Genomic DNA, 11,905 nt, shown 5'->3' on the forward strand with positions numbered 1-11,905 from the left:
GTTTTGGAAGTGATGTACGGAGCATAAGAGCAATGACCGAATCAAAAATAAAGACACCGATCTATCTGGATTATGCAGCAACTACCCCGGTAGACCCTCGTGTCGCTGAAAAAATGATGCAGTATCTGACTCTGGACGGTATTTTCGGTAACCCCGCCTCGCGTTCTCATAAGTTCGGTTGGCAGGCAGAAGAAGCCGTTGATATTGCACGTAATGATATTGCTGCTCTGGTAGGTGCTGACCCTCGTGAGATTGTCTTCACCTCCGGTGCAACTGAGTCTGATAACCTCGCAATAAAAGGTGCGGCTAATTTCTATCAAAAGAAAGGCAAGCACATCATCACCTGTAAAACCGAACATAAAGCGGTGCTGGATACCTGTCGTCAACTGGAGCGTGAAGGCTTCGACGTGACTTATCTGGCACCACAGTCAAACGGTATTATCGACCTGAAACAGCTTGAAGCGGCCATGCGTGAAGACACCATTTTGGTCTCTATCATGCACGTGAATAATGAAATCGGTGTGGTGCAGGATATCGCTGAAATCGGCGAAATGTGCCGCAGTCGCGGGATCATTTTCCACGTCGATGCAACGCAAAGTGTTGGTAAATTACCGATTGATCTGAGCAAACTGAAAGTTGATTTGATGTCCTTCTCAGCCCATAAAGTTTATGGTCCGATGGGCATTGGCGCGCTGTTTGTTCGCCGTAAACCACGCATTCGCATCGAAGCACAACAGCACGGTGGTGGTCATGAGCGTGGTATGCGCTCAGGCACCTTGCCAGTCCATCAGATAGCCGGTATGGGTGAAGCTTACCGTATCGCCAAAGAAGAGATGGAAAGCGAAGCTGCGCGTCTGCGCTCACTGCGCCTGCGTTTGTGGAATGGTTTGAAAGATATCGAAGAAGTTTACCTGAATGGCGATTTAGAGAATGGCGCACCTGGCATTCTGAACATTAGCTTCAACTATGTTGAAGGTGAGTCGCTGATCATGGCACTGAAAGATCTGGCTGTTTCATCAGGTTCAGCCTGTACCTCCGCGAGTCTGGAACCTTCTTATGTGTTGCGTGCGTTGGGGATGAACGACGAACTGGCTCACAGTTCAATTCGTTTCTCTCTGGGGCGTTTCACCACTCAAGAAGAAGTAGACTACGCCATTGCACTGGTGCGTAAATCTATTGGCCGTCTGCGTGATTTGTCCCCGTTATGGGATATGTTCAAACAGGGCGTGGATATCAGCAGCATTGAATGGTCTCACCATTAATTCCAGACTTTAAGACTCAGGAGTAATCACATGGCTTACAGCGAAAAAGTAATCGATCATTACGAAAATCCACGCAACGTCGGTTCATTCGACAACGCAGACCCTACTATTGGTAGTGGCATGGTTGGCGCACCCGCTTGTGGTGATGTCATGAAATTGCAGATCAAAGTCAACGAAGCCGGTATTATTGAAGATGCTCGTTTCAAGACTTATGGTTGCGGTTCAGCCATTGCTTCCAGCTCTCTGGTAACTGAATGGATGAAGGGCAAATCTCTCGATCAGGCTGAAGCGATCAAAAATACTCAAATCGCTGAAGAACTGGAGTTACCGCCAGTCAAAATTCACTGCTCGATTCTGGCAGAAGATGCCATTAAAGCAGCTATCGCCGACTACAAAAGCAAACATACTGCCAAGTAGTTGTAACATAGGTTATCAATTGTTAGCAGAGTTGAGGAAGGTGTATGTCGATATCAATCAGCGACAGTGCTGCACAACGGGTCAGTGCCTTTTTAAATCACCGTGGTAAAGGCTTGGGTCTGCGCTTGGGCGTAAGGACATCGGGCTGCTCTGGTATGGCATATGTACTCGAATTTGTTGATGAAATGAACGACGATGACGTCATTTTTGAAGACAAAGGTGTGAAAGTGATCATCGACGGCAAAAGCATGGTCTATCTTGATGGCACCGAATTAGATTTCGTCAAGGAAGGGCTGAACGAAGGCTTTAAGTTTAACAATCCGAATGTCTCAAGTGAGTGCGGATGTGGTGAAAGCTTTAACGTCTGACTCCTGTTTTTGTTTCTACCTCAGGCACTTGTGCTTCATACAGCTCTCTTGCATAACAAGAGGGCTGTATAATATTTGCTAAGTCATCACTATATTCCAGAGCATGCTATGGATTACTTCACATTGTTCGGGCTGCCGCCCCGCTATCTGGTTGACGGCAACCAACTCACTACCCGCTATCAGGAATTACAACGTCAATTCCACCCTGACCGTTTTGCTAACCAGCCTGAACGCGAGCGTTTAGCCTCGTTGCAACAAGCCGCAACCATCAATGACGCTTACCAAACCCTCAAGCATCCGTTAAAACGTGCCGAGTATATGTTATCTTTGCAGGGTTTTGATTTAGGCAATGAACAGCACACCATGCGTGATACTGCGTTTCTGATAGAGCAGTTGGAACTGCGTGAAGAGCTTGATGAGATTGAACGCAAACCCGATGCTGAAACGCAGCTTGCTGCATTCGGTAGCCGCTTAGCATTGATGACACAAACGCGCAGTCAGCAAATGGTGGAGCAACTGGATAAGCAACAGTGGGAACTGGCGGCTGATACTGTGCGTAAATTGCGTTTTTTGGATAAGTTACAACAGCAGGTTGAACAACTTGAAGAGCGCCTGTTTGATGACTTTTCCTGAGTGCCTGATAAGGTAATGAAATTGTATCTAATTGATAAGAATAAATAAAATTCAATTTATTGATGACTGCAATGCCCAGCTACTTCTTATTAGGGCGCGTCACTAACGTTTTTATATGCTCTAAATAATTCGAGTTGCAGGAAGGCGGCAAGTGAATGAGTCCCGATGAGTTGACGGGTGTCAATGATTCTGGTGACAAATCTGCCGGGAGCAGATTTGAACGCTGCTCGCAGCGGCCTCGTAGAGGCGAGGCCTATGGATGGGCCGAGTAACGAACGTAGCCAACGAATATGCAGCTTGAAGTATGACGAGTATAGATTGATGGAAGCTCAACATGGCCTTATTACAAATTAGTGAGCCTGGTTTAACTGCGCAGCCGCATCAACGTCGGCTGGCCGCAGGCATAGACTTAGGTACGACCAATTCATTGGTCGCCACCGTGCGTAGCGGTAAAGCACAAACGCTGGTTGATGAGCAACAGCGGGATCTTTTGCCCTCAGTGGTTCATTATCAAGCAAATAGTATTGATGTTGGTTGGAATGCCCGCAATTTGGCGGCATTGGACCCAGTCAATACCATCAGTTCAATTAAACGTATGATAGGTCGCTCTTTGGCAGATATCGTACAGCGCTATCCTAATCTGCCTTACCAATTCCAGCCCAGCGAAAATGGCTTGCCGATGATCCAGACTGCCAGCGGGTTGGTGAATCCGATCCAGGTGTCTGCTGATATTCTTAAAGTATTGTCTGCACGTGCCCAAGCGGCACTGAGTGGTGATCTGGATGGTGTCGTGATCACTGTGCCGGCGTATTTTGATGACGCTCAGCGTCAGGGTACCAAAGATGCGGCACGTCTGGCGGGGCTACATGTATTACGTCTGCTTAATGAGCCGACCGCAGCGGCAATTGCCTATGGCCTGGATTCAGGTCAGGAAGGGGTGATTGCCGTTTATGATCTTGGCGGTGGCACCTTTGATATCTCTATTTTGCGTTTGAGCCGTGGTGTGTTCGAAGTGTTGGCAACCGGTGGTGATTCTGCCCTGGGGGGCGATGACTTTGACCATCTATTAGCCGATTGGCTGCGTGAACGAGCAGGTATTGACTCCCGTGATGATCATGGTATTCAGCGGCAATTACTTGATGCCGCGATCGCGGCTAAAATCGCGTTGAGTGACGCCGAGGTTGTAGATGTCTCTGTTGCTGGCTGGCAGGGGCAAATAACCCGTGGGCAGTTTGAATCGCTGATTGCAGCGTTAATCAAACGGACATTAATGTCTTGTCGCCGTGCGTTGAAAGATGCCGCAGTGACTCCTGATGAGGTGCTGGAAGTGGTGATGGTTGGTGGTTCAACCCGTGTGCCGCTGGTGCGTGAGCAAGTCGGGCAATTCTTTGGCCGCACGCCGCTAACCTCGATTGATCCCGATAAAGTTGTGGCGATCGGTGCCGCCATCCAGGCCGATATTTTAGTGGGTAATAAGCCCGATAGTGACATGCTGCTGCTTGACGTTATCCCGCTCTCATTGGGGCTGGAAACCATGGGCGGCCTGGTGGAAAAAGTTATTCCGCGCAATACCACTATTCCAGTGGCCCGCGCGCAGGAGTTCACCACCTTTAAAGATGGGCAGAGTGGGATGAACATCCATGTGCTGCAAGGCGAGCGTGAATTGGTGCAAGATTGTCGTTCATTAGCCCGCTTTACCTTGCGTGGCCTACCGCCACTCCCTGCAGGTGGTGCGCATATTCGTGTTACTTTCCAGGTAGATGCTGACGGTTTATTGAGTGTTACCGCGATGGAGAAGTCCACCGGTGTTGAGGCATCGATTCAGGTTAAGCCATCCTATGGACTATCTGATGATGAAATTGCCAATATGATTAAAGATTCGATGGCGAATGCGCAAAGTGATGTCAGTGCGCGTAAGTTAGCGGAACAACAGGTCGAAGCATCCCGTGTGCTGGAGAGTTTACAAGGCGCATTGGCAGGAGATGCAGCATTACTCAGTGAGCAAGAAAGTACCGCTATCGCTCAGGCGATGGCCTTATTACAGCAGCAGATGCAGGGTAACGACCCACACGCAATCGAAGCTGCGATCAAAGCGTTAGATGCGCAAACGCAAGATTTTGCTGCGCGCCGGATGGATGCTTCCATTCGCCGTGCGTTGGCTGGTCATTCAGTGGATGAGGTTTAATCATGCCCAAAATAGTATTTCTGCCCCATAAAGACCTTTGCCCGGATGGTGCAGTACTGGAAGCAACCCAAGGTGAGACGATACTCGACGTTGCCTTGCGCAATGGGATCGATATTGAGCATGCTTGTGAGAAATCCTGTGCCTGCACCACCTGCCACTGCGTGGTGCGTGAAGGGTTCGATTCCTTACCAGAAAGCAGTGAGTTGGAAGATGATATGTTGGATAAAGCCTGGGGTCTGGAGCCGGAGAGTCGCCTGAGCTGCCAAGCCAGAGTGACCGACGAAGACTTGGTAGTTGAGATCCCGCGTTATACCATTAACCATGCGCGGGAGCATTGATATGAGCTTAACGTGGCAAGATACTCGGGAAATCGGTGAAGCACTCTACGACAGATTCCCGGATACCGATCCGAAAACTGTGCGTTTTACCGATATGCATCAATGGATTTGCTCTCTGGAAGATTTTGACGACGATCCGCAGAAATCGAATGAAAAAGTGCTAGAGGCCATTCTATTAGTGTGGTTGGATGAGTTTGAGTGAGTATCGTAGGGTCGCGAAAGCGGCCTTTTTTGTACCTGATCTGATACCTTATACAAAGAAATATTATTGGGTCCGCCGCAGTCAACACAGGGCTGCGTATAACTAGCTGAATAACAGCAAAAAATAATAACGAGGTAATAATGACAACAGAATTGATGCAAGTATCCCTGTCGCATAATCCGGCAGATGCCCGTTGGGGCGAGAAAGCGCTGTTGAGTACCGACGCTGAAGGGATGACTATCCACCTGACGGACAACGGTCAATTAGGTGCGATTCAACGTGCTGCGCGCAAAATAGATGGGCAGGGAATTAAGCACATAAAACTGGCTGGCGAGGGCTGGGGGTTGGAGCAAAGTTGGGCATTTTGGCAAGGGTTCCGTGGGCCAAAAGGTCAGCGCAGCGTGGAGTGGGCAGAACTGCCAGAGAACGAAAAAACTGAACTGAAACAACGCATAAAAATTATCGATTGGGTGCGCGACACGATCAACGCACCGGCGGAAGACTTAGGTCCAGAGCAATTGGCTAAAAATGCCATTGATTTGATGTGTGCCGTCTCGTGCGATGCGGTCAGTTACCGTATTACCAAAGGCGAAGATCTACGCGAGCAGGGTTATGCTGGGATCTATACCGTGGGTCGTGGATCTGATCGTGCACCGGTATTGCTGGCCTTGGATTATAACCCAACCGGTAATCCTGATGCGTCGGTAATGGCCTGTCTGGTAGGTAAAGGAATTACATTTGATTCCGGCGGTTACAGCCTGAAGCAGAGTGCGTTCATGGACTCGATGAAATCCGATATGGGCGGTGCAGCCACCGTGACGGGAGCCTTGGCCCTGGCGGCGGCGCGTGGCTTGAAACAGCGTGTGAAGTTGTATCTGTGTTGTGCCGACAATATGGTTAGCGGTAATGCCTTTAAACTGGGTGATATTATCCGTTACCGCAATGGTAAAACTGTAGAAATCATGAATACCGATGCTGAAGGGCGTCTGGTACTGGCTGATGGCCTGATTGATGCCGCTGAACAAAACGCACCGCTGATTATAGATGCTGCCACTTTAACCGGTGCGGCCAAAACGGCATTGGGTAACGACTACCATGCTCTGTTCAGCTTTGATGATGAACTGGCACAAGCGCTGCTGAACAGCGCGCAAAGTGAACATGAACCTTTCTGGCGTTTACCGCTGGCGGAATTCCATCGCAGCCAGTTGCCATCTAACTTTGCTGAATTGAATAATGTGGCGGGCGCTGCCTACAGTGCGGGTGCCAGTACTGCCGCCGCATTCCTGTCGCATTTTGTGAAAAACTACCAACAAGGTTGGCTCCATATTGACTGCTCTGCCACTTACCGTAAAAGTGCGGTTGAACAATGGTCTGCCGGTGCTACAGGTTTAGGTGTTCGTACCATTGCTAATTTGTTGTTGGCGAAAGCAAAACAGTAAGTTTGGTGAATGAAGGGGCTAGCACACCCACGGGCACTCCGGCGGCTCACGCCGCTACGACCCGAACGGCGCGCTTCCCCTTCGTTTGGCTTTGTAAGCTACTAATGGGGCGCATTTACGTCCCTTTGTTCGATCTGCTTGACGTTTTTCGGAGTACAAGATGAGTTTGCTACAACCACCTGCCAATGATAACCATGATCACCACCATGATGAGGACCAGAGTCTGGAGTCGTTGCTAAAATTGGCGGCAACTGAGTCAATTTATCGCACTGCTTTTTTCCGCACGTTACTGGACGCCACGGTGTTAGTGCTGGTGGCCGGCTCAGAACCGGGCGGTGAGGATAGCGAGATGACCTTCACTGCGGGCAATGGGGTCAATATTCTGCATTGGGAAAAGCAGGATGGTGAATCAGTTATTCCTTTCTTCAGTTCGCCAGAAGTATTGCAACAGGCGCTGAGCCAGGCTGAGGATGAGCAAACTGACCTCGAAAAGCAGCCTTTTGTTGCTATGCCAGTACGAGTGTTATTTGAAATGACACAGGGTGCACATCTGTTCCTGAACCCGAAATCAGAACATGGCAAAGAGTTTTGGCCGCAAGAAGTGGCGATGCTATTGGAAAATGGCGGTTTAGCCCAACCGGCTGAAATGATGGTGGATAAAGAGAGCCAAATCTTGTTGGGCCAGCCGGAAGAGTATCCGGCGGCGATGGTTGATGCGTTGATCCAACTGTTCAGCCAGCGCAAACCGGTGCGGCGTGCTTTTCTGGCATTGATGCATGATAAAAGTGTGGATGAGCAAGCTAACTTACTGATTGGGTTAGAAGTGGATGGTTCGCCCGAAGAGATAGATCAGCTAATTCAGGAAGCGGGCAATGTGGCCAGTGACCATGCACCGGATGATCGCCCGGTCGATTTCTGTCTGGTTAATGAGAAAGAGCGTGGGGTAAGCCACTATCTGATGACCCATACGCAGGCGTTTTATCAGCGCCGTTGGGGCAGTTGGCTGAGAAATGTGATTCCCTCGACCAGCCATTAACTCGCTGTTGGCGGGTCAGGTTAGCTAGATATAGGAAAGGGAGCCGTAACTGGCTCCCTTTTTTGACACACCATTCTCATTGCTACATGAAGAACTTAACGTGTTATTTAGAAGGTGTAAGCAACGCCCATATTAATGGTCATTGGGGTCGCAATATTTTTACCTTTAGAGACTTTCACTTCAGAACCGATTGACAGGTTAGAGGTCAGGTTTACATTGACACCCACACCTGCGTTAGCTCTGGTCCCTTTCAGGCTGTTATCAAACATTTCGTTGTTAACCATCACCTTGTTACTGGCCATCAGGTCATGATCCACTGAGAAGATAGCGTAAGGCTTAATTTCAGTACCACCATTCAACACAAAGCGATAACCGGTGTTCATCCCCAAAGTACTAGTGGTAGAACGTGCGCCTTGGCTCTGTGCTTCCATGCCGTTAGACAGTTGGTACTGGCTCTTGCCGGAGCTAAAGGTGTTCAGCGCGACATAAGGAGAGATATACATCTCATTGATATTAATATGTTTACCTACCTTCATGGCCAGACCCAGACCGGAGAAGTTAGTATTGCCGGTGGCGCTGCCGCCTTTAGCGGTTACACTGAGGTTCTGTTTAAACTGGTTAGTTTTCAGCACACCATTAATGTAATAACCGCTGTTAGCCAAATATTGCGCGTAAGCACCCAATGAGTTGCTTTCCACACTGCCGCTGCTCTGGTAATCAGATTTGATATTTGAGCTGCTGTAGCTGGCGAAGCTACCGATACTGAATACGGCATTACCTAAATCAATGGCTTTATCGCCACCTAAAGTCATGCCATTCAACTTCTGGTTGAAGTTGGCCGCTGTGCCTTTCACGTTATAGCTGTCGTTCAGGTAAGTGAGCCACACACCGCTTTCGTTAGCTGACGAACTTTGTTTATCCAAACGATTCTGAATTGAACTTAACTCAGCATTAAAGATAACCGGCATGGTATTGGCGACAGCCAGCACACCCGCGGTGCTTGGTGTCAGAGCTGCTTTATCGGCTACCAGTTTGAAGCCGCCTTGACCATTACTGACTAGGTTGTGCTTATAGTTACCCAGATCTACCGGGCCATTAGCCAGTGCAAAGCGCGCGTTATTGGTACCCTGTACATCAACGACATTCAGGTTAGCCGGAGCAACACCGCTGGCATCGATCTGAACGTTGAAATCACCATTGGCATCACCCGTTACATTCAGTGGTGCCGTGGTATGGCTGTGCAGGGCTGAACCTAAGTTAAAGCTACCGTTACCTGCCAATGAGTTCATGGTCAGTTGCGCTTTTGTTTGGCTCATATCGATAGAGCCGCCCGCTAGCGTGACATCTTTAAAGGCGAATTTAGCGGGTTTGCCATTCATGGCGCTAAAGGCCGCACGGGAAGTTGGGTGTAGCCTGACATAAGGTGCATCTTCGGCCACCAGCACCATGTTACCGGCTAAATTCAGGTCTGCATTCTGGGTTGCTGCACCGTCATGGACGCTCAGGAAGCTGCCTTGGTTGGCATCAATAGTCCCTTCGACTGCGGCAGTTTGGGTGAAAATGGTGGTACCGCCATTTAACTCCGCGTCTTTCAGCGAACTGTAGATCAGCGCATAACCGTCTTCAACCAATATCTTATTGGCTTGCATGCGCGACTTAAGCTTCAAGATACCGCCGTTTACCGTGGTGTTGTCAGCTTTCGCATCGCCAATAACGGTGAATTCTGCACCGTTATTAACCGTGGTATGATGGGCGCTTGCGCTACCAGCAAGCTCGAAATGACTGTTATTCAGTTCGGTATGCTCGGCCGTGGCACCATCGTTAACAATGAACTTGCCGCCATTAACCGTCGTATACTCTGCTGTGGCACCGCTCGCCAAAGTGAAGGTACCGTTCTCTAGTGTGGTTTTATAAGCACTCGCCTTGTCATTAACCGCGAATTCGCCATCATTGATAGTCGTACGTATCGCTCCCGCACCAGCTTCAACGGTGAAAACACCGCCATTCAGCGTGGTATCTGCTGCGATAGCTTGGCTTTGCAGGGTTAAGTTCCCACCGTTGATGATGGCTTTAGAAATAACAGCTTTATCTTTGGCAGTAATGTCACCTTCACTGACCATATCACTGACAAAAGAATAATCTCCCGCTGTAACCTGGCCGCCTTTGGCAACAATAGCCCCTTCTGATTTGGCTCGTTCAGTCTCACTTATCCCTTTAAGGCTTAACTGACCTTCTGCACCAACATTGGTATTTTTATCCGTACCACCGTTATTTTCCATAATGCCTTTGGTGATAACAGTACTATTTGCCAACGCGCCAAGCGCCAACGTTACGGTGCCATCTTCGCTAATCACGCTGTTAATGATTTCGCCGTCTTTTTCCACATTTTGTGTGCCGCCTGATACTTGGGTATCGACTGCAAAGGTTCCGGTAGCGACGGTTTGTTGCTCAGTGCTGGCAATTTTTTGCTCAAATGCAGGTATATCAATAGTCGTAGTCGTTACTGTCTCTAAATTAGCTAATGCTGCTGCCGCATTGTGCATTTCTGTGGTGCTAGTGGCGAGCTTATCCGCAGCGTCAGTTTTAATATTAATGGCATTAATAGCCTTAAGCCCAATCATATTAAAATCAGCGTCGGCAGACTGATATTTATTGGTTGCGTCATCAGCTACCTGCTGTGCTGCCGCTGCATCCTTGATGGCCTTTTGCGCGGCTTCAGCCTCAGTTTTTTTGGTCGGAGGCGTGCTTGTATCATCAATCAGTTTTTGTAGCTCGTTGTCGAGATCTGGTGTGCTTGCATTCCAATTTGGATCTACAGCTGCAATTGCAGTACTTTTTTTAGTATCAAGCTGTTTTAAGCTATCTTCAGCTTGAGTTTTTTCTTTCTTAGCGTTTTCAACACTTGTCTTAAGAAGAACGGATTTAACATTCAGGACTGCAGCATCAGCTTTTGCCTTGATGTTTGCTTTTTTGGCTTCTTCTTCTGCCTGTTTAGCAACAGCCAGCTCGTTGAACTTAGCTTGTTTATCGGCAAAATAAGCCGCCAGTTTTTCTTTTTGTTCCTGGCTAATTACACCTTGAGTCAGGTAGTTTTGTACCTTAGTCAGAGTATTTTGGCTTGCTTGTTGCCGCTGTGTAACTGCCGTGGCTTTTTGCTCAAGTTCTGGCGAAATAGCTGAGTTATCGTTGGTTAATGACGCAGTAAACAGTGATTTGGCTTCTTCAGCGGTGAACTGGCCCGGTGCTTTGCTATTGAGCGAGGCTGTAAAAGCATCTGCTGCTGCTGCATTGAGTTTGTTTTTGTTGTCTTCGGTATCGTCTTTTGCATAAGCAACAACGGCCTCTAACTGCGTGATATTTTTTTCAAATACACCTTTAAATGAGTCTAGTTCTTTGTTCGCTTGTTCTTTTTGTGCCGGTGCTAATTTAGCAATGCTGGCTTCAATATCCTTAATCTGCTGCTGGTGATCCTGTTGCATTGTTGTAATTTGCGACTCAGCCCGAGTAATCATTTCTGGTGTGATTGTTTGGCCTTCAGGGAAGATGCTTTCCAGCAAGATATCTTCAGGGGCTTTGGTGTTAACCACCGGGGTGTTAGCGGGTATGGAAAAGCTGCCAGCATTGCCCATACCGAGAGTTGCACCGGGTATAAAAGTAGATGTTGATGCAGCAATTGCCCCACCAGATATCAATGATGAGACCAAAATAGATAACGGCAATAAACGTGTGTTTAATGTGTTGCGATGACCCATGGTTTTATATATTCCTATTTACAGATTAATTTAAAAGACGAAATACTCAAGAGGGGTAATAACGACAAAATGTTGGATTAAATATAAAGAAGTAAGCTACCCATTCCTATTTATTAAAATATTAATTCGGGTGGTTTATATTAATTTGATTTTTAATTTTATTTTATTGTGAGGGATTCCTTGTTTTTATGTTGATTTTATTGGTTTTTATTTTATGTTCTGCCTTGTCTTTCATTGGCAGATTGAATAATTTAATTTTTTTAAAAAAATATT

General features: G+C 47.9%; 10 protein-coding genes. 9 read left to right on the forward strand and 1 reads right to left on the reverse strand.

Going from position 1 to position 11,905, the window contains the following annotated elements; translation table 11 throughout:
* Nucleotides 1–47 precede the first annotated feature (47 nt).
* The 9 genes from V1953_RS05295 to sseB all read left to right on the forward strand — a co-directional run bounded on the left by V1953_RS05295 (nucleotide 48) and on the right by sseB (nucleotide 7,880).
* A complete protein-coding gene (locus V1953_RS05295; RefSeq protein ID WP_083164132.1) occupies nucleotides 48–1,262 on the forward strand; it encodes an IscS subfamily cysteine desulfurase in 1,215 nt (404 codons plus the stop codon).
* A 30-nt stretch (nucleotides 1,263–1,292) separates the two neighbouring features.
* Nucleotides 1,293–1,679: a Fe-S cluster assembly scaffold IscU gene (iscU, locus tag V1953_RS05300; protein ID WP_005159510.1), complete on the forward strand. Its 387-nt coding sequence runs from the start codon at nucleotides 1,293–1,295 to the stop codon at nucleotides 1,677–1,679.
* Nucleotides 1,680–1,723: 44 nt separating this feature from the next.
* Nucleotides 1,724–2,047, forward strand: a complete 324-nt coding sequence (gene iscA / locus V1953_RS05305; protein ID WP_005192709.1) for an iron-sulfur cluster assembly protein IscA — start codon at nucleotides 1,724–1,726, stop codon at nucleotides 2,045–2,047.
* Between the two features lie 108 nt (nucleotides 2,048–2,155).
* The gene (hscB, locus tag V1953_RS05310) at nucleotides 2,156–2,680 is read left to right on the forward strand and encodes a co-chaperone HscB (protein WP_083163175.1); all 525 of its coding nucleotides are present in this window, start codon (nucleotides 2,156–2,158) and stop codon (nucleotides 2,678–2,680) included.
* Between the two features lie 334 nt (nucleotides 2,681–3,014).
* On the forward strand, nucleotides 3,015–4,865 hold the full coding sequence (gene hscA, locus V1953_RS05315; RefSeq protein ID WP_442850731.1) for a Fe-S protein assembly chaperone HscA: 1,851 nt from the start codon (nucleotides 3,015–3,017) through the stop codon (nucleotides 4,863–4,865).
* Nucleotides 4,866–4,867: 2 nt separating this feature from the next.
* Nucleotides 4,868–5,203, forward strand: a complete 336-nt coding sequence (fdx, locus tag V1953_RS05320) for an ISC system 2Fe-2S type ferredoxin (RefSeq protein ID WP_004713939.1) — start codon at nucleotides 4,868–4,870, stop codon at nucleotides 5,201–5,203.
* A gap of 1 nt (nucleotide 5,204) precedes the next feature.
* Nucleotides 5,205–5,405, forward strand: coding sequence for a Fe-S cluster assembly protein IscX (gene iscX, locus V1953_RS05325; RefSeq protein ID WP_372559672.1), 201 nt, complete (start codon nucleotides 5,205–5,207; stop codon nucleotides 5,403–5,405).
* A 140-nt stretch (nucleotides 5,406–5,545) separates the two neighbouring features.
* Nucleotides 5,546–6,844 (forward strand): aminopeptidase PepB, encoded by a 1,299-nt coding sequence (gene pepB / locus V1953_RS05330; RefSeq protein WP_442820598.1) that lies wholly within the window; start codon nucleotides 5,546–5,548, stop codon nucleotides 6,842–6,844.
* A 160-nt stretch (nucleotides 6,845–7,004) separates the two neighbouring features.
* Nucleotides 7,005–7,880 carry an enhanced serine sensitivity protein SseB gene (gene sseB / locus V1953_RS05335; RefSeq protein WP_372569469.1) on the forward strand — a complete coding sequence of 292 codons (876 nt, stop codon included), beginning with the start codon at nucleotides 7,005–7,007 and terminating at the stop codon, nucleotides 7,878–7,880.
* Nucleotides 7,881–7,987: 107 nt separating this feature from the next.
* Here the strand turns inward: sseB and V1953_RS05340 are convergent, their stop codons facing one another.
* Nucleotides 7,988–11,632: an autotransporter outer membrane beta-barrel domain-containing protein gene (locus V1953_RS05340; protein ID WP_442850732.1), complete on the reverse strand. Its 3,645-nt coding sequence runs from the start codon at nucleotides 11,630–11,632 to the stop codon at nucleotides 7,988–7,990.
* Nucleotides 11,633–11,905 lie beyond the last annotated feature (273 nt).

Source organism: Yersinia sp. 2541 StPb PI, from assembly GCF_052217145.1.
In the GTDB taxonomy this organism is placed as follows: Bacteria; Pseudomonadota; Gammaproteobacteria; order Enterobacterales; family Enterobacteriaceae; genus Yersinia; species Yersinia enterocolitica_E.

Excerpts from the sequence above, each read along its gene's own strand:
- iscU (WP_005159510.1), top strand. The coding sequence starts at position 1,293 with ATGGCTTACAGCGAAAAAGTAATCGATCATTACGAAAATCCACGCAAC.
- pepB (WP_442820598.1), top strand. The coding sequence starts at position 5,546 with ATGACAACAGAATTGATGCAAGTATCCCTGTCGCATAATCCGGCAGAT.
- V1953_RS05340 (WP_442850732.1), bottom strand. The coding sequence starts at position 11,632 with ATGGGTCATCGCAACACATTAAACACACGTTTATTGCCGTTATCTATT.
- sseB (WP_372569469.1), top strand. The coding sequence starts at position 7,005 with ATGAGTTTGCTACAACCACCTGCCAATGATAACCATGATCACCACCAT.
- hscB (WP_083163175.1), top strand. The coding sequence starts at position 2,156 with ATGGATTACTTCACATTGTTCGGGCTGCCGCCCCGCTATCTGGTTGAC.
- hscA (WP_442850731.1), top strand. The coding sequence starts at position 3,015 with ATGGCCTTATTACAAATTAGTGAGCCTGGTTTAACTGCGCAGCCGCAT.
- iscA (WP_005192709.1), top strand. The coding sequence starts at position 1,724 with ATGTCGATATCAATCAGCGACAGTGCTGCACAACGGGTCAGTGCCTTT.
- iscX (WP_372559672.1), top strand. The coding sequence starts at position 5,205 with ATGAGCTTAACGTGGCAAGATACTCGGGAAATCGGTGAAGCACTCTAC.
- fdx (WP_004713939.1), top strand. The coding sequence starts at position 4,868 with ATGCCCAAAATAGTATTTCTGCCCCATAAAGACCTTTGCCCGGATGGT.